The organism is Mesoflavibacter zeaxanthinifaciens DSM 18436, from assembly GCF_000422365.1.
In the GTDB taxonomy this organism is placed as follows: domain Bacteria; phylum Bacteroidota; class Bacteroidia; order Flavobacteriales; family Flavobacteriaceae; genus Mesoflavibacter; species Mesoflavibacter zeaxanthinifaciens.
On record NZ_AULQ01000007.1, the window covers coordinates 110,932 to 129,756 of the forward strand.

The 18,825-nt window shown below is 32.1% G+C and carries 18 protein-coding genes; 6 read left to right on the plus strand and 12 right to left on the minus strand.

From position 1 onward, the window contains the following. Positions 1 to 28: 28 nt before the first annotated feature. Together H574_RS0107935 and meaB are read left to right on the plus strand one after the other, a co-directional pair. Entirely contained in the window at positions 29 to 589 is a 561-nt protein-coding gene (locus tag H574_RS0107935; protein ID WP_027880066.1) for a DUF2911 domain-containing protein, read from the plus strand. Between the two features lie 23 nt (positions 590 to 612). Then, positions 613 to 1,695 carry a methylmalonyl Co-A mutase-associated GTPase MeaB gene (meaB, locus tag H574_RS0107940; RefSeq protein WP_027880067.1) on the plus strand — a complete coding sequence of 361 codons (1,083 nt, stop codon included), beginning with the start codon at positions 613 to 615 and terminating at the stop codon, positions 1,693 to 1,695. On the opposite strand, the gene H574_RS0107945 is transcribed toward meaB, so the two are convergent. Continuing rightward, positions 1,692 to 2,630, minus strand: coding sequence for an NAD-dependent epimerase/dehydratase family protein (locus H574_RS0107945; protein WP_027880068.1), 939 nt, complete (start codon positions 2,628 to 2,630; stop codon positions 1,692 to 1,694). The two genes, meaB and H574_RS0107945, sit on opposite strands and share 4 nt — an antisense overlap. 98 nt (positions 2,631 to 2,728) lie before the next feature. On the opposite strand from H574_RS0107945, the gene H574_RS0107950 reads away from it, so the two are divergent. From H574_RS0107950 to H574_RS0107960, 3 genes are read left to right on the plus strand one after another with little or no spacing between them, the layout of a single operon-like run. Continuing rightward, entirely contained in the window at positions 2,729 to 3,442 is a 714-nt protein-coding gene (locus H574_RS0107950; protein WP_027880069.1) for a glycosyltransferase family 2 protein, read from the plus strand. Beyond that, entirely contained in the window at positions 3,443 to 4,066 is a 624-nt protein-coding gene (locus H574_RS0107955; RefSeq protein WP_027880070.1) for a lipid-A-disaccharide synthase N-terminal domain-containing protein, read from the plus strand. It begins immediately after the preceding gene. Then, positions 4,059 to 5,693 carry an ArnT family glycosyltransferase gene (locus H574_RS0107960; protein ID WP_027880071.1) on the plus strand — a complete coding sequence of 545 codons (1,635 nt, stop codon included), beginning with the start codon at positions 4,059 to 4,061 and terminating at the stop codon, positions 5,691 to 5,693. The genes H574_RS0107955 and H574_RS0107960 overlap by 8 nt, the downstream gene beginning before the upstream one ends. A 3-nt stretch (positions 5,694 to 5,696) precedes the next feature. On the opposite strand, the gene H574_RS0107965 is transcribed toward H574_RS0107960, so the two are convergent. The 6 genes from H574_RS0107965 to mnmA all read right to left on the minus strand — a co-directional run bounded on the left by H574_RS0107965 (position 5,697) and on the right by mnmA (position 11,826). Continuing rightward, positions 5,697 to 6,269 carry a phosphatase PAP2 family protein gene (locus H574_RS0107965; RefSeq protein ID WP_027880072.1) on the minus strand — a complete coding sequence of 191 codons (573 nt, stop codon included), beginning with the start codon at positions 6,267 to 6,269 and terminating at the stop codon, positions 5,697 to 5,699. Positions 6,270 to 6,273: 4 nt separating this feature from the next. Further along, entirely contained in the window at positions 6,274 to 6,501 is a 228-nt protein-coding gene (locus H574_RS0107970) for a hypothetical protein (RefSeq protein WP_027880073.1), read from the minus strand. An 18-nt stretch (positions 6,502 to 6,519) separates the two neighbouring features. Further along, complete coding sequence (locus H574_RS0107975) at positions 6,520 to 7,902, minus strand: MATE family efflux transporter (RefSeq protein WP_027880074.1); 1,383 nt, start codon at positions 7,900 to 7,902, stop codon at positions 6,520 to 6,522. A gap of 56 nt (positions 7,903 to 7,958) precedes the next feature. Next, a complete protein-coding gene (locus tag H574_RS0107980) occupies positions 7,959 to 8,900 on the minus strand; it encodes an NAD(P)H-dependent flavin oxidoreductase (RefSeq protein WP_027880075.1) in 942 nt (313 codons plus the stop codon). Positions 8,901 to 8,996: 96 nt separating this feature from the next. Continuing rightward, positions 8,997 to 10,607 (minus strand): S8 family serine peptidase, encoded by a 1,611-nt coding sequence (locus H574_RS0107985; RefSeq protein ID WP_027880076.1) that lies wholly within the window; start codon positions 10,605 to 10,607, stop codon positions 8,997 to 8,999. Between the two features lie 28 nt (positions 10,608 to 10,635). Beyond that, positions 10,636 to 11,826 (minus strand): tRNA 2-thiouridine(34) synthase MnmA, encoded by a 1,191-nt coding sequence (gene mnmA, locus H574_RS0107990; RefSeq protein WP_027880077.1) that lies wholly within the window; start codon positions 11,824 to 11,826, stop codon positions 10,636 to 10,638. Between the two features lie 190 nt (positions 11,827 to 12,016). On the opposite strand from mnmA, the gene H574_RS0107995 reads away from it, so the two are divergent. Next, on the plus strand, positions 12,017 to 13,417 hold the full coding sequence (locus H574_RS0107995) for a fasciclin domain-containing protein (protein ID WP_036227362.1): 1,401 nt from the start codon (positions 12,017 to 12,019) through the stop codon (positions 13,415 to 13,417). Positions 13,418 to 13,491: 74 nt separating this feature from the next. On the opposite strand, the gene H574_RS0108000 is transcribed toward H574_RS0107995, so the two are convergent. The 5 genes from H574_RS0108000 to H574_RS0108020 all read right to left on the minus strand — a co-directional run bounded on the left by H574_RS0108000 (position 13,492) and on the right by H574_RS0108020 (position 18,810). Further along, a complete protein-coding gene (locus H574_RS0108000) occupies positions 13,492 to 14,208 on the minus strand; it encodes a toxin-antitoxin system YwqK family antitoxin (RefSeq protein WP_036227369.1) in 717 nt (238 codons plus the stop codon). Positions 14,209 to 14,348: 140 nt separating this feature from the next. Next, complete coding sequence (gene yidC / locus H574_RS0108005; protein ID WP_027880080.1) at positions 14,349 to 16,256, minus strand: membrane protein insertase YidC; 1,908 nt, start codon at positions 16,254 to 16,256, stop codon at positions 14,349 to 14,351. Between the two features lie 101 nt (positions 16,257 to 16,357). Continuing rightward, complete coding sequence (locus tag H574_RS0108010) at positions 16,358 to 17,974, minus strand: CTP synthase (protein ID WP_027880081.1); 1,617 nt, start codon at positions 17,972 to 17,974, stop codon at positions 16,358 to 16,360. Positions 17,975 to 18,037: 63 nt separating this feature from the next. Then, positions 18,038 to 18,268, minus strand: a complete 231-nt coding sequence (locus H574_RS0108015) for a DUF3820 family protein (RefSeq protein WP_027880082.1) — start codon at positions 18,266 to 18,268, stop codon at positions 18,038 to 18,040. Continuing rightward, complete coding sequence (locus H574_RS0108020) at positions 18,268 to 18,810, minus strand: DUF922 domain-containing protein (protein ID WP_036227374.1); 543 nt, start codon at positions 18,808 to 18,810, stop codon at positions 18,268 to 18,270. The genes H574_RS0108015 and H574_RS0108020 overlap by 1 nt, the downstream gene beginning before the upstream one ends. Between the last annotated feature and the right edge of the window lie 15 nt (positions 18,811 to 18,825).

Here is an 18,825-nt window from a genome sequence, read left to right on the forward strand (position 1 = left end):
TTATATTCAATAAATCCTTAATTCTACAATGAATAAATTTTTAAAGTGGATAATATATGCCCTAATTGCAGTAGCTGTACTTGTTTTAGGCTATCAATTTTTTACTAAAACAGGTGTTTTTGAGCAACGTTTAAGTCCACCAAAAACAGTTGCTTTTAAAGTAGACGATTTAAATTTAGAAGTGTTTTACAATCGTCCTTCAAAACGTGATCGTGAAGTTTTTGGTGCATTAGTACCATTTAACCAAGTTTGGCGTACTGGAGCAAACGAAGCTACTACTTTTGAAACTAATCAAGATTTAACCGTACAAGGCATGTATCTACCTAAAGGAAAATACACCATTTGGACAGTCCCTATGGAGGATACTTGGAAAGTAATGTTTAATTCTAAGCAATACGAATGGGGAGTAAATGAAAAAATGGAACCTATGTGGGATCCAAATTTTGATGTTATTGAGGCTGAAGTGCCTGTCAAGGATTTAGACAAACCTGTTGAGCAATTTACGATTGCTTTTGACAACTCTACAGACGACTTAAAAATGACAATGGCTTGGGATGATGTAAAAATTGAAATTCCTTTAAATAGATAATTTCAACATAAATAAATTCACTTTTGGCTAAAAAAGAAATAAAAAAATCAGCGTTATCTGAACAAGAAGGTGTTACATCTTCTGAAATTACTAATGCCGAAGCTGTTTCTAAATTAAAAGCAAAACGCAAATCTAAAAGGGACACACAAGACTTAATTAACTCGCTTCTTGATGGAAATATTACAGCTTTAAGTCAAGCTATTACAATTATAGAAAGTAAACACACCAAACATCAAGAACAAGCACATCAAATTGTTAAAGCTTGTTTACCTCATGCTAACAAATCAGTGAGAATTGGTATTACCGGCGTACCTGGTGTAGGTAAAAGTACATTTATTGAAGCTTTTGGTAATTATCTAACTGCACAAGACAAAAAGGTTGCAGTACTAGCTGTAGACCCAAGTAGTTCTTTAACTAAAGGAAGTATTTTAGGTGATAAAACGCGTATGGAATCTTTAGTTAAAAATGAAAATGCCTACATACGTCCTTCGGCTTCAGGAGAATCGCTTGGTGGTGTTGCCAGAAAAACTAGAGAAACTATTACGCTTTGTGAAGCTGCTGGTTTTGACACTATTATTATTGAAACTGTTGGTGTAGGGCAAAGTGAAACCGCTGTACACAGCATGGTAGATTTCTTTCTACTTTTAAAATTAGCTGGTGCTGGAGATGAGCTACAAGGTATTAAACGTGGTATTATTGAAATGGCAGACGCTATTGCTATTAACAAAGCAGATGGCGATAATCTTAAAGCTGCTAAGCTAGCTAAAGTAGAATTTAACCGCGCATTACATCTTTATCCTGCAAAAGCTTCTAATTGGCAACCAAAAGTAACTTTATGTAGTGGTTTACAAAATGAAGGTATTGCCGATATCTGGAAAGTTATAGAAGAGTATTTAGAAATTACAAAATCTAATAATTACTTTAGCTCAAAGCGTAATGAGCAAAATAAATACTGGTTAATTCAAACTATTGAAGAACAATTAAAGAGTGACTTCTTTAACCATCCAACCATAAAAATAGAGTTACAAAAACAATTAACTTTAATTGAAGCTAATAAAACTACTCCTTTTGTTGCAGCTGAATATTTATTAAACTTAAAAAATTAAAAGTTAGCTTTATACCATTCTACTTGTTTTTCTACTGATTCTAGTAGCGTAGTTTTCGGGTTATAATTAAGTAGTTTTCTAGCTTTATCAATATTAGCTTTTGTACGTAATTGGTCACCTGCTCGTTTGGCTATAATATTAATTTTAATTGGCTTTCCTAAAACTTTTTCTACAGCATCAATACCATCTTGTGTAGTATGTTCTACTTCTGTTCCAAGATTAATAATTTCGCCATTTACTTTGTCTTCATTTCCTATAACGCTTACTACTCCATCAACAATATCACCTACATAAGTAAAACTTCGTAAATGCTTATCACTACCTTCATATAAAGGAAAAGCTTCACCATTTAAACCACAAGCGATTAGTTTAGTATACATTTTTTCTGGACGTTCTCTTGGTCCTATTACAGAATATAGTCTTAAAGAACAGCTTTTAAACTGCTGTTCTCTACTTTTTTGAAGCACTAATTGCTCTGCAGTCAACTTGGTTACACCGTAATGAGATGCTGGTTTTGGTGCAACATCTTCAGGAAACGTAGCCTCTAAGCCATAAATTGAAGATGTCCCGATATTTACAAGCAATTTTAAATCGTCTAATTGTAAAGCATAATCAATTAATTTTTTTGTTGCTATAACATTATTTGTAAAATAATCTTCAAAAGTAGATGTTGAGGATATACCAGGTTGTGCAGCATAATGGAAGATATAATTTATGTCTTTTGGCAGCTTATTTATATCTGTAATTTCTCTTAAATCTAACTTTAAAACTGTAATCCCTTTTTCATTTAAAGCTTTTTCATTTAATTGCTTTAATTCTAAACTATAATAATCATTAAAGTTATCTACTCCAACAACCTCATGCCCCATTTTTTGGAGTCTTTCTGCTGTATGAGAACCTATAAAACCAACTGCTCCAGTGACTAATATCTTCATAAAAAATTTTGAAATGTTTTACAAAATAACAACTTTTAAGTGAAACATAAATTGCTATTGATAAAAAATAATACTTTTGCAAGACTAAGCAAAGCATAATGAGTTACGAATTTACGATTATCGTTCCTGTTTATAACGAAGAGGATAATTTAGCTAGAGTTGAAAAAGAGCTTTTAGCTTACACAAAAATAGCTAGTAAACCCACCAAAATATTATTTGTTAACGATGGCTCTAAAGACAAAAGCCAGCAATTAATAGAAGATATTTGCACTCGTAATGATGCTTTTTTCTATATTCTTTTTAAAGAAAATAGAGGATTAAGCGCTGCGATAAAAGCTGGTTTTGATCATGCAGACACACCTTTGGTTGGTTATATAGATTCTGACTTACAAACGGCGCCATCAGACTTCAATCTGCTTTTAGAACATATTAAAGACAACGCATTAGTAACTGGTGTACGTGCCAACCGTAAGGATAGTTTTGTTAAAAATATGTCGTCTAAAATTGCTAACGGTATAAGACGTGCTTTTACAAAAGATGGTATGGATGACACTGGTTGCCCATTAAAAGTAATACGAACAGATTACGCCAAACGCATTCCTATGTTTAAAGGTCTACATCGTTTTTTACCTGCTATGATTTTGTTGCAAAACGGAACTATAAAGCAAGTACCTGTTCAGCATTTCCCTCGTATTGCAGGTCAAGCTAAATTTGGACTTTGGAATAGGCTTTTAGGTCCTTTAATGGATTGTTTTGCTTATTTATGGATGAAGAAAAAGTACATTAATTACGAAGTTGCTAAGAAAAAATAAATGAGTAAATGGTTAATATATAGTATTGGCTTTTTAGCTCAAATCCTATTTTCCTCTAGGCTAATTATACAATGGATTACTAGCGAAAAACAAAAAAAAGTCATTACACCTACTCTATTTTGGACACTTAGTTTAATAGCTTCCTTTTTACTTTTTATATATGGTTACTTACGTAATGATTTTGCAATTATGCTTGGTCAAGGTCTTACATATTATATTTATATAAGAAATCTTCAGTTACAAAATCAATGGAAAAAATATCCAATATTTATGCGTTGGATATTATTATTTATGCCTGTATTTGTAACTATTTTCTACTTTAACAATAACGAAATTGACACAGTTAAGCTTTTTAAAAATGAAGCTATTCCGTTATGGTTATTAATTTTAGGAATAGTGTCTCAAATAGTATTTACTTTAAGATTTATATACCAATGGATGTATTCTGAAAAAAACAAAGAATCTTCACTTCCTTTTGGGTTTTGGGCACTAAGCTTAGTTGGATCTTTACTTATTTTGATTTATGCTATATTTAGAAAAGATCCTGTATTATTAGTTGGTCATTTACTAGGTGCAACTATTTATGTTAGAAATCTTTTAATTTTAAAAAAGCAAGATGCCTAAACTTTTAAAAAACTATCCATTAATTTTACTATGTCTTTTTATTGCAATTATGTTATTGCCTAACTTAGACAGTATGCAGGTAACTATTATGGAAGCGCGTAATTTTATTACTGCTAGAGAAATGGTTACAGATAACAATTGGTTATTAACCACTATGAATGGTGTACCACGTTATCAAAAACCACCATTACCAACTTGGATTACTGCTTTATCTGCATTAATCTTTGGTGTTAAAAGTGTATTTGGAATGCGTTTACCTGCTATATTAATGGTTATGATTTTAGGTGTTTTTACTTATAAATTATCAAAATTCATACTTAAAAGTAGAGCACATAGTTTAATAAATGCATTAATATTAATCACATCTTTTTACGTTATAGGTATTACTATAGAAGCGCCTTGGGATATTTTTACTCACGGATTTATGATGATTGCTATTTACTATTTATTTCTACTATTTAAAAGCGAAACGGTTAATTGGAAACACCTTTTTTTAGCAAGTTTAGGTATTGCTGCTTCATTATTAAGCAAAGGTCCTGTGTCTTTTTACGCGTTATTATTACCCTTTATAATTGCTTTTAGTTTCTCTTTCAATTATAAAAACTTAAAAGCTAAAATTATTCCTTTTATAATCATATTAATTCTTGCTGTTATTTTAGGTGGTTGGTGGTATCTTTATGTAAGATTAGAAGATCCTCATACTTTTGAAGCTATAACAAGTAAAGAAACCGCTAATTGGACAAGCTACAATGTTAGACCTTTCTATTATTATTGGAGCTTTTTTACGCAAAGCGGAATTTGGACAATTCCAGCATTTATAGGATTATTGTATCCATATATGAAACGCAGAGCAATACATTACAGAGCTTATAAATTCACGTTTTTATGGACTATTTCTGCTGTAATTTTACTCTCAATAATTCCTGAAAAAAAGTCACGTTATTTAATGCCTGTCTTAATTCCGCTAGCATTAAACACAGGATTTTATATAGAGTTTTTAATTAGAAAATTTAAGTACTTAAATAATAAAAAAGAAACTTTACCTGTATACTTCAATTTTACATTAATTGCTATTATTGGTATCGTTTCCCCTTTTGGATTAGCCTATTTATTTTATGAGCAATTTCATAGTAACATTATTGCTTTTTCATTTTTTGGTCTAGTTTCTATAGTTATGTCATTTTTTATTTTAATACAACTATACAAAAAGAAAATTAAGCACGTATTCTTGTTAACAGTAGTCTTTTTTGCAAGTCTTTTTGTGTTTGGCTTACCTGTGTTTAAAACATTTACTAGCAAAAATTATAAACCAGTGTCTAGGTTATTAAAGCAAAATGAAATCAACGATATTAAAACTTATAGCTTAGGTGAAGCAACGCCTGAAACCGTTTGGCAATATGGCGAAAAGATTCCGACAATTATTAATTTGAATACTATTGAAAATCTTCCAAAGGACTCAAAATTTGGATTATTAACTTATGGTCTTTCTGAAGAAAATATTTCATTTTTAAGCTCCTATTTCAACGTTAAAAAGGTAAATCATTATGATTTAAATGAAGCTGAGCCAGATAGCAGGCAATACAGGGACAGATTAACTTTTGATTATTACGAACTAGAAAGAAAATAAAAATTACCTTAGCGTAAAGCGTTTATGTAAGTAGCTTTCAAATCTATAGAACATATAACCTGAAAATCCGCCAAAAATCATACCTGATAAAACATCTAACGGATAATGTACACCAATATATATACGGCTATAACCCATTGCTAAAGACCAAACAATTAATATATATATTAAATATTTAAATCGCTGTTTTAACATAAAACCTGAAAAAATAGCTACTGCCATACTATTACTGGCATGGCCAGAAAAGTAACCATAAGCACCGCCACACCAAGATTTAACTAGACGCATAATATCTATCAAATCTGCTTCGTGACAAGGTCTTGGTCGTTTTAAACCATATTTAAATAAGTTAGTAATCTGATCTGTAAACAGGATCATTAAAGCAATAACTACAGCGGTTAGAATAATGGATTTATCATTTCTTTTTTTATACATAAAGAAGAAAAGCACTGCATAAAAAGGAATCCAATGCAATTTATCTGTATAAAACATCCAAAATCCATCCCAAGAAGGATTACCTAGATTATTAAGGAATAAAAAAACTTGTTTATCTAATTCTAAAATTTGTTCTAACATGTAATTAGTCTTCGTATCGTGCTACTTCTCTGTCATAAAATGCAGTAGCTTCGTTGATTAAATTTTCCATTTCTAGCTCTAATTCTTTTTCATCATGTTGATCAAAATCTTCAAGCCATTCTACTTCATCGTCTTCTAAATTAATAATAAACCGAGGAAAATCGGTATGTATTACAAATATAGCGTTTGGAAAATCTGTATTGTCGCCTAATATGTATTTTGGTAGTTCCATTGTATTTGCTATTAGCTTTTAGTTGTTAGCTGAATTCAAAATTAATCTTTTTGTAAGATAATTAAACCTAATAAACAATAAAATTGCTGCACTAGTTAAGCCTGCTAATAAGCCAATCCAAATTCCAAAGCTTCCGTACGCATCTTCTTTTCCTAAAATCCAGCTTATAGGAAAACCTATTAACCAATAGGCAATAAAGGTAATTAATGTTGGTATTTTAACATCTTGCAAGCCACGTAAAGCGCCTAAAACAATAACTTGTAAACTATCACTAATTTGAAAAATAGCCGACGCAATTAGTAATTGTGATGCTATTGTGACAACTTCAGTATTATCTTTAAAATTAATAACATCATCAAAATCTACGTATAGTTTTGGCAAAGCTTCATTAAAAATCAAGAATAAAATTCCGAAAACTACCGCAAAAATAAATCCTAATAAAAATAATGAGAATGCAATACGACGTAACTCAAAATATTTTTGAAGTCCTTTTTGGTTACCTACTCTAATCATAGACGCTACACTTAATCCCATTGCAACCATAAAGGTCATAGAACTTAAATTTAAAGCAATTTGATTTGCTGCTTGCGGATTTTTACCTAACAAGCCACTTAACCAGATTGCTGCTGTAAAAATGGCAACTTCAAAAAACATTTGCATTGCACTTGGTGCACCAAGACCAATGAGTTTATTAATCATTGCTTTGTCTAAAACCAATATTTTAATATTGGTAACAAAGTGTTTTGATTTTTCTCGTCCTTTTAACAACCACCAAATATGTGCTACCATTACAAAACGAGAAATTAAAGTACCATAAGCTGCACCAACTATACCCATTTCTGGAAAACCAAACTTACCAAAGATAAGCACATAGTTAAAACCAACATTAACCACGTTAGCTACTATAGTGGCATACATTGGATATTTGGTTAAAGACAATCCATCACTAAATTGTTTAAATGCTTGAAAGACGACTAATGGTATCAAAGAAAATGCTACCAAATCTAAATACGGAATAGCTAATTCTACAACCTCAACTGGTTGCTTCATTAAATACATTAAAGGTTTGGCAAAAAACACTAACAGAAACAACAATACACCTAAAACAGTACATAAAAATAATCCGTGTTTAAAAGCAGATTTTCCTTTAGCAAAATCGTTTGCTCCATCTGCTTCGGCTACCAAAGGAGTAATGGCTGTACTAAAACCAATACCTAAAGACATAGCTATAAACATAAAACTATTACCTAAAGATACTGCTGCTAACTGCGCCGTACCTAGTTGACCAACCATAATATTGTCTATAAAACTAACAAAGGTATGTCCTAACATACCTAACATGACTGGTGCTGCTAGTTGCCAATTGTACTTAAATTCTTTTGTGTAATTGCTCAAAACCATTTTGCAAAAGTAGTGGTTTGAGAAAATTTATTTATAAGAAATCAACTTAAATTCACTTAAAAATTAGCCACTTCTTTTTTAGCCATTTCAAAGTCTTCAACCATCTCTTTTACAATCTCAGCAACTGGTTTTATGTCATGAATTAATCCTGAAATTTGTCCAATTTCAAGTTCACCTTCATCTAAATCGCCTTCAAACATTCCTTTTTTTGCTCGAGCACGACCTAATAATTCTTTAAGTTGTTCTGGTGTTGGTGCTGATTTATACAATGCTTCAACATCATTAAAAAACTTATTTTTTATTAATCTTACTGGCGCTAATTCTTTCAAAGTTAATTGCGTATCGCCTTCTTTGGCATCTACAACGACTTGTTTAAACGCTTGATGCGCACTACTTTCTGTACTCGCCACAAAACGACTACCAACTTGTACGCCATCTGCGCCTAAAACCATACATGCAAGCATGGCTTTTCCTGTTGCAATACCGCCTGCTGCCAATAAAGGAATTTTTAAATGTTCTTTAACCATTGGTATTAGCGTAAGTGTTGTTGTCTCGTCACGACCGTTATGTCCGCCAGCTTCAAAACCTTCTGCAACTACAGCATCTACACCAGCGTCTTGCGCTTTTAATGCAAATTTCACACTACTAACTACATGTACAACGATTATTCCTTTGTCTTGCAACCATTTAGTCCAAGTTTTTGGGTTTCCAGCAGAAGTAAATACAATCTTTACACCTTCTTCAACAATAATATTCATAATCTCCTCAATGTTAGGATATAACATTGGCACATTTACTCCAAAAGGTTTATCGGTTGCTTGTTTACATTTTTGAATATGTTCTCTTAGCACATCTGGATACATACTTCCTGCGCCTATTAAACCTAAAATTCCTGAATTACTTGCAGCAGAAGCTAATCGCCAACCGCTATTCCAAATCATTCCGCCTTGTACTATTGGATATTTAATATTGAATAAGTCTGTAATTCTATTTTGCATTTTTATTATTGAGTTGTTAATTTATGACCTCTCGACTGTGCGCGAGGTGAATTGGATTTTACTTCTAATTTTGTGAAAATTTAAGTTTTTTTAAACCTAATTTTTTATAATTTTTTTGGTGATACTTAATCCAGTAGCTTCAATTTTTGCTAAATAAACACCTTTAGATAGATTACTTACATTGATTTTTTTCTGTGTTGAAGACACTATTTTTTCAAGTACTTTTTTCCCTAAAATATCATATAATTTTACGTTTGCAGTATCATATTGACTAGGAATTTCAACATATAGTAAACTACTTACTGGATTAGGATATACTTTTAGTTTAGTAGTTTCATTCTGAATCTCAACCAAAGACAATCCATTGGCTAATGCTAATGATAAATCAGGAATACCATAACCTAAAAAATTATCAGGATTATTGTATTGCGAAGCAGACTCACGAACCAATTGCATAATTTGCTGATTGTTTAATGTTGGTAATGCTTGCCACAAACATACAACGCCGCCAGCTAATATTGGTGCACTAAACGATGTACCGTTAATTGTTATAAGATTATCATTAGTATTGATTACAAAACTTGCCTGACCTTGTGCTACAACGTCTGGTTTTTGTGTTGGTTGTGCGCTACTTCCTTGAGAACTAAACGACGCATAATTACCAGATGCATTGACTGCTCCAACACTTAATACGTTAGGCGAATCTGCTGGCGCACCAACAATTTGCCAAGAGGAATTACCAGAATTTCCTGCAGAATTAACCAACAACATTCCTTTTTGGGCTGCAAAATTCGCACCACGAGTTATAAACGCGGTTTGACCATCCATTTCGGCTGGTGTATAACTATAATTTGGATTGTCAAAAGTGGTATAACCAAGCGATGTATTAATCACATCTACACCTAAACTATCTGCACGTTCTGCAGCTTCAACCCAAAGCGTTTCTTCTATTGGAGTTTCTGTAGCTGCGTTTTCGGTTCTAAATAAATAATATTCTGCATCTGGAGCAGTACCAACAAATTGGTCTTGTACATAACCTGCCATATCACTTAAAACCCATGTTCCGTGAGCATTTCCTGTATACGCATACACATTTGGGTTTCTATCTACAAAATCATATCCGCCCAAAATTCCGTTATTCGTATTTAAGCGATTAAATCCTGACATGGTTGGCACATTAGGAAAACCTGAATCTAAAACAGCTACTGTCATTCCTGTTCCTGTAAAATCTGCAAGATGCAAATCGTCGCCATTAAACATTTCTATTTGGTTGGTAGCGCTTCCGTAATTAAAAACTGTTTGGTTAGTTTCGATATCAAATTTGTTTTGATTTTGAGATTGTCTTGCATTAAGATTACCATCTGCAAATTCGATATGATCAACAAAAGTTAATCCTGTTAACGCATTAATATCGGTTTCGGTTCCTAACACATGAACCACGTTTAACCATTTGGATTTAGCAAGAACTGTAATTCCTGTTTGGGCTTTTATTTGAGTTATATATCCTTCGTCTACAGGAACATCATTATAATCTACAGTAACGTTGTGTGCTGCTTTACGATCTAACGCTTTTTGAGTTAAAATTGAAATTGGATTTGCTAACGCAGTTGCACTATTTGGTTTGTCATTAAGATAAACCCAAGCGTGTTCTTGAGCAAAAACTGAATAGCTTATTAAAAAAGCAATTATAAGTAAAGTCTGCTTCATTTCAGTAACCATTTAGAGTTACTGCAATTTAAGAAATAACTCCGGAACCAACTAATTCTTCATCTAAATACCAAGCTACAAATTGACCTTCGGTAATTGCAGATTGCGCGTCTTTAAATTCGACATACAAACCAGAATCTACTTTGTGTAGAGTGGCATCTTGTAAGGGTTGTCTGTAACGTATTCTAGCTTTAACCTGCATGGTTTCACCTTCATTAATTGCTAAATCTTCTCGGATCCAGTGTAACTCGTCATTAGCTACAAATAACACATGGCGTAACAACCCTGGATGATTTTTACCTTGACCTGTGTAAATCACGTTTTCATTTACGTCGGTTTCAATCACAAAAAGTGGTTCAACGGTTCCTCCAACAGCTAATCCTTTACGTTGTCCTTTTGTAAAATAATGTGCACCTTGATGCTTACCTACCACTTTTCCATCGGTTAACGCGTAGCTTTTTTTCTGACTTAAATAGTCTAATTCTTCTAATTTATTGTTGAAGTTTGGCTGTGTTTGATTATAGATTTGATTAGATTTTTCAACTTCAACAATGACACCTTCTTTTGGTTTTAATTGTTGTTGAAGAAATTCTGGCAATCTCACTTTACCAATAAAACATAAGCCTTGCGAGTCTTTTTTATCTGCTGTAATTAAGTCTTGCTCTTTAGCAATTGCTCTAACTTCTGGTTTTAAAAGTTCGCCAACCGGGAATAATGCTTTTGCTAATTGGTCTTGAGATAATTGACATAAAAAATAAGATTGATCCTTATTATCGTCTTTACCTGCTAAAAGTTGATGAATTTCTTTTCCGTCTTTTTCAATAGTACTTTTTCTGCAATAATGACCTGTTGCTACATAATCTGCACCAAGGTCTAAAGCAATTTTCATAAAGACATCAAATTTGATTTCTCTATTACAAAGTACATCAGGATTTGGTGTACGACCTTTTTCATATTCGTTAAACATGTAGTCTACAATACGTTCTTTATACTGCTCGCTTAAATCTACAGTTTGAAAAGGAATATCTAGTTTATTTGCAACTAACATTGCATCGTTACTATCTTCTAGCCAAGGACATTCATCTGATATTGTTACAGAATCGTCATGCCAGTTTTTCATAAAAAGACCTATAACCTCATAACCTTGCTCCTTTAATAAATAAGCAGCAACACTAGAATCTACACCTCCTGAAAGTCCTACAACAACTCTTTTTTTCATCTAAAATCTTTTTTTGGATTGCAAAGATACGTCATTTTTTAAACTCATATTAAATCAATAAGACCTTATTATCACCAATTCAAACACTTAAAAAACAGCAAGTTAAAAAGTTTAACAAAATATTAGATATATTCTGTTTAAACTTTATTTAGATTTGTTAAACAAAATTTACAAACCAATAAAAATTGCTATGAAAAATTTAAAACTTTTATCGTTGTTATTATTAACAACTATCGTTTTCTGGTCATGTAGTGATGACGATGACGGAACTATTATTATTGATGAACAATCTCTAAACATTGTAGAATTAGCACAATCTAATCCTAATTTATCAAGTTTAGTTGATGCTGTTGTTGAAGCTAATCTAGCTGCAACACTTAGCGGACCAGGACCTTTTACTGTTTTAGCACCTACAGACGAAGCTTTTGCAGAATTTTTGTCTGATAACGGTTGGACTACTGTACAAGACATACCTGACGAAGCGTTAACACAAACACTACTTAACCACGTTATTTCTGGAACTGTAACATCTACAGATTTAACTGGTATGGGTAGAGGTTATACTAATACTTTAGCAGATGGTCCTTCTAACAATAAAATTAGCCTTCTGTTTGACACAAATAACGGTGTTGTTTTTAATAATGGTGCAGAAGTTACAGTTGCAGATGTAGAAGCATCTAATGGAATTGTTCATGTTGTTGATAAAGTAATTACGTTACCTACAGTTGTTGATCATGCTGTTAATAACACAAATTATTCTAATCTTGTTGCTGCTTTAGGAGCTGCAGATGGAGACTTAGTTAATGTATTATCAGGAACAGGACCTTTTACAGTCTTAGCTCCAGATGATACAGCATTTGAAACATTTTTAGATGGTACAGCTCTCGCTGATGTTGATACAGCTGTATTATCTCAAATTTTATTAAATCATGTTATTAGTGGCGCAATCACTTCTACAGATTTGGTAGCTTTAGGAGAAGGTTATTCCAATACAAACGCTTCAGGACCTAACATGAATAACTTAAGCATCTACTTTAACACTTCTAATGGTGTTATGTTTAATGGTGCGTCTACAGTAGAAACTGCAGATATTGTAGGCACAAACGGAATTATACACACAGTAGACACTGTAATTGATTTACCTACTATAGCAACATTTGCTACTACTAACCCAGCATTATCTAATCTTGTAGCTGCTTTACAATATGCAGATACAGGTATGCCAACTGTACCATACATAAACACTGTTTCTGATGCAGAAGCTGGTCCATTTACAGTATTTGCTCCTACAGATAATGCTTTTGGAAACTTATTAACCGAATTAAATGTATCTGTTTTAACAGATATACCAACATCTACTGTTGATGCTGTTCTAACTTACCACATTGTAAGTGGTAATATACAGTCTTCTATGTTAACTAGCGGAACTGTTACTACACTAGGAGGAAATATTACAGCAGATGCTACAAACTTTACTTTAACAGATGCTAATGGAAGAGTAAGTGATATAGTTACTAGCTTAGTTGACATACAAGCAGTAAATGGAGTTGTACACGTAATTGACAATAACGTTATTTTACCGCCACAATAGTTTTTAGATGATTGATGTTAAGTTGAATAAATTGAAACAAACAGTTTATTCTTAAAAAAAAACGCCTTAATTACTTAAGGCGTTTTTTTATTGTTCTTATATGGATTTTTACTGCGTCTAGTAAAATCGTTTTCTTCAATAAGCTTTCCGTCTTTGTAAGTTTTCCAGATACCATGTCTGTAATCATTTTGGTATTGTCCTTCTAATATTAAGCTTCCTTTTTCGTCATAAGATTTGTAAGCACCATGTAACATATTGTCCTTATAAGTATATTCTCTAATTAAAACACCTTCTCCAGAAAACCATTGCGATAATCCATCTAGTTTTCCGTTTTTGTAGTTTGCTTTTTCTGCCACATTTCCGTTAAGGTAATATGTTGTTCTTAAGCCTTCTAATTTCCCTTTATTATTATAAAATTCTGAAGTCATTAATTGATCACTATTTTTATGATAGTATAACCATTTACCTACATAAGTTTTTCCTCGCATTGCACCTTCACTAACCTTGTTTCCTGTAGATGTATAAAATACAACTAGAGCAATGTCTGAATCTTTTTTAAACGTACGTGTTGCTGCTAAAACAGCTTTATTCTCAAGATTTTGGTAAAATTTAAAAACACCAACTTCTTTACCATGCTCAAATTGTCCTTCGTATCTTAATACTTCTGTACCTTCAAAGTTTTTTTTCCATTTTCCGTGACGTTTACCATTACTATCAAATTGATTAAGCTGTTGTGCAAACATTACTGTTGCAGATAATGTAAATATGAAAAAAGTTAATATGTATTTCATTTTTAATATTGTTTCGCTTTCGCTGAAATTGAATTAATCTTATTAGTTGTTAACGTACTATAGTCTGTTTTTGTTATAACAAAAAAGCTGCCAAATTTAATTTATTTTTTGACAGCTTTTATTTTTTGAAATTATAAATACTATTTACGTTTCTTCTTTTGTTGCTCTTGCATTTGTTTTTGCTTTTCTGCCTGCTCCATCATTTCTTTCATCTTTCTTTGAAATTTACTTTCCTTTTTAGGCTGCGCTTTTTTTACTTGGATATTAGCATGGATTTTGTCTTCATCTAAAATAAAATTCTTGATGACTAATAAAATACCAATACTAATTAAGTTTGAAATGAAGTAGTACAAACTTAAACCAGATGCATATTGGTTAAAGAAAATAAGCATCATAATTGGTGCAAAGTAAATCATGTACTTCATCATCTTTGTCATGTCTGGCATACCTTCTTGTTGTGGCGCAGACATTTGGTTTTGCCCAGTAGTTAACTTCATGTAAAAGAAAATAGCGATTGCTGCCAAAATCGGGAATAAACTTACGTGATCACCGTATAATGGAATATTAAAAGGTAATTCTGCTATTACATCATACGATGATAAATCGTCTGCCCATAAAAACTTTTTTTGTCTTAAAGCAAATGCTGTTGGGAAAAACATAAACAAGGCGTAAAACACTGGCATTTGGATTAATGCTGGTAAACAACCTGCTAATGGACTTGCTCCTGCTTTACTTTGAAGCGCCATAGTTTCTTGTTGTGCTTTTAACTTGTTGTCTTTGTACTTCTCTCGAATAGCTTCTAATTCTGGCTTTAAAATTTTCATTTTCATTTGTGATAAATACTGTTTGTATTGCACAAAAGACATGGCTAATTTGATTAAAACCGTCATTACAATAATTGCTATACCGTAAGGTAAGAAGCTACTTAAACCACTAAATAATGGAATGAATAAAAACTTGTTAATCCAACCAAAAATTCCCCATCCAAATGGTATACTCTCTACAATATTACCTTCGTATTGTTTAAGGATTTGACTATCTGTTGGACCGTAATATAATTTTAAATTACTGTTTAAATTTGCTCCGCTTAACGGTAAATCTAATTTTGTTGCAAATTGCTTTGTGTAAATAGAATCTACTTCTTCGTCTTCTACTAGATTTTTAGATCGTAATGCAACATTATTAAAAGGTTGATCTGCTACTAGAATTGTGCTAAAAAAGTGCTGTCTGTAACTTAACCATTCTAGCTCGTCTACAGTTTCATCATCATCACTCATTTGTGATAATTTATCTACATCACCATCGTTTTGGTAAGTTAAACGTGTGTATCTGTTCTCGTAAGAGATACTTTGGTCGTGTCTGTATAATTTTTGAGACCAATCTAAAGTAATTGGGTTAGATGTATTAATATCTGTTTCTATACCTTGAGATTTGATAGTAAAATCTACCATGTACTCGTTTGGCTTAATAACGTAATTGTATTCTAAAAACTTATTTTGAGCAGTTTTTAGCTTCATAGACACAATAGTGTTGGCTCCACTTTTTGTAACTGTTGGTTGAAAGTATAAATCTTTAGTATTTAAAGTACGGTTATCTGTTGTTTGAAATTGAAGATTAAATACCGAATTACCGTCTTTTACGATGTAAATTGGCACAGAATCAAAATCTACAAATTGTTTTAATCTTACTTCTGAAAGATGTCCTCCTTTTGTATTAAATTTTAAATCTAAAACTTCGTTTTGAACATTAATTTCTTTTTCTGAAGATGTTGCTGTTGCTACAGAATAAGCAAATGCACCTATTTTAGATTGTAATGCAGCTACTTGTGCAGAATCTTTTGCTTCTGTAAAATCTGTTTCTGTTACTACTTTTGTGTCTTCTTTTTCAGCTTCGGCTTTTTTCTGAGCATCTATTTTTGCTTGCTTTTCTGCCTCTTGCGCTTTTAATTCTTCTTCAGATGGTGCATTTTGCCACATCATGAATAATAAAATTCCGAAAATTAAAATAAATCCAATAATCGAATTAATGTCTAGTTTTTTTTCTTCCATTCTGTTCTTCAGTTTAAGACCTGCCAAATTTAATAAAATCTAGCAGGTCTAAAATTTTGGTCAAATATACGACCACTTTTTATTTTAATGTCAAAGTGACACTATTTTGTGTTATGATGTTTTAAGCTAGCTTTTACAAATGCCACAAATAATGGATGTGGATTTGCAACTGTACTTTTATATTCTGGATGATACTGTACAGCAACAAACCAAGGATGGCTTGGGTTTTCGACTATTTCTACCAATTTAGTTTCTGGATTATAACCTGTAGTTTTTAATCCAGCAGCTTCAATTTTTTCTTTATAGTCGCTGTTAAACTCGTATCTATGTCTATGACGCTCTTTTATATCTTGAGATTGATACACATCGTATGCAATAGATTCTTTTTCTATGTGGCAATCCCAAGCACCAAGACGCATTGTTCCGCCCATATCTGTGATATTTTTTTGGTCTTCCATAATGTCTATTACTGGATTAGATGTTTTAGGATCCATCTCTGTTGAGTTAGCATCTTTTAATCCTAGTACGTTACGACAAAACTCTATTACAGCCATTTGCATTCCTAAACAAATTCCTAAAAACGGAATGTTATTTTCTCTTACAAATTTAATAGCGTCTATTTTTCCTTCTATACCACGTTCTCCAAAACCTGGTGCAACTAATACACCATCAAGATGAGATAATTTCATCTTAATATTGTCTTCGTTTAGATATTCTGAGTGTACAGATTCTACATTTACTTTAACTTCATTTTCTGCTCCTGCATGAATAAAAGCTTCTAAAATAGATTTGTAAGAATCTTGTAATTCTACATACTTACCTATTAATCCTATTGTTATTTCTGACTTAGGATTTTTGTGTAACTCTAAAAACTTATTCCATTTTGTTAAATCTGGCGTATCGCTTTTTAATGCTAGTTTTTTAAGCACTACTTTATCCAAACCTTGTTCTAACATCAAGTTTGGTACATCGTAAATTGTAGATGCATCTATAGATTGAATAATCGCCTCTTCACGTACATTACAGAATAATGCTAACTTACGTCTTAAATCACTTGGTAATTCGTGCTCTGTACGACATACCAATATGTCTGCTTGCACACCACTTTCCATTAAAGTCTTAACACTGTGCTGTGTTGGCTTTGTTTTAAGCTCTCCTGCTGCAGATAAAAAAGGAACTAATGTTAAATGTATTACAATTGCATTGTTTTCGCCTAAATCCCATTTTAATTGTCTTACTGCTTCTACATAAGGTAAAGACTCTATGTCACCAACAGTTCCTCCTATTTCTGTAATTACTATATCGTAGTCTCCAGAATTACCTAAAATCTGGATTCGGTGTTTAATTTCGTCTGTAATATGAGGTACTACTTGTACGGTTTTACCCAAAAATTCGCCACGACGTTCGCGTTCTATTACGTTTTGGTAAATACGACCAGTAGTTACATTATTAGCTTGGCTTGTTGGTACGTTTAAAAAACGTTCGTAGTGCCCAAGATCTAAATCGGTCTCTGCACCATCATCGGTTACATAGCATTCGCCATGCTCGTATGGGTTTAAAGTTCCTGGATCTACGTTAATGTAAGGATCTAATTTTTGAATTGTTGTCTTATAACCTTGCGCCTGAAGTAACTTGGCTAGAGATGCTGCGATTATACCTTTTCCTAATGAAGAAGTTACACCTCCGGTTACAAATATGTACTTAGTTTTAGTTGTCATGTTGCGTTGTTAACGCGGGCAAATTTACAATTTTTAGTTGAAAACTTAGGATGAATTTAGGATTTATTTTGAGTATCTTTTCTGTATCTCTCGTACCAAATATTCTAGTCCATTTACTTTTAATGTATAAACAGTTTCTAGCATTTGTCCTAATTTATTTTTTGGAAAACCTTTATTATAATACCAAACTACATAATGTTCTGGCAAGTCTATTAAATACCTATCTTTATACTTACCAAAAGGCATTTTAGTATGTGCTAATTTTATGAGAAAGTCTTTGTCTGGCTCTAGCACTAAGATTTAGATTTAAATTTTTCTAAAGTTTTTAATTGTTTGGCAACACTTTCCTGCCATTTAATTTGTGCTTCGGTATTTATAGAATGATTAGTTTCTTCATCATAAGAATTTTGCATTAAAGATAATTGCTTATTAATACTTTGATGTAATTGGTCTAACTGATTATCTATGTCTAAACTTGGCTTTAATTTAGCTATTTGTTGTCTAAATAATCTGGCATGTAACTCTGTAATATCAAAATGAAGTTGTTCATGTCTCAAAATATTATCATCTACCATTTCTTTTTTACACCACGAATGCTCTGGATAAAAATAAGCTTTAACCAGTGTTTTAAAACTATGCACCTTATTTGATGTTTTCTTTATAGAATAGCTAAAAGTAATCCCTGAAGCTGTGATAGCTACAGCATCTGTTTGATTATTTGGTGCTCCTTTAAAATCTGACCAAGTTAATTTGTAATTTTCATTCCAAGAAACTTCTTCTATAACATCGCCATGAAATAGAATAAACAAACTTAATATTGAAATAAATTTTAACATAACCAATTAACGCTA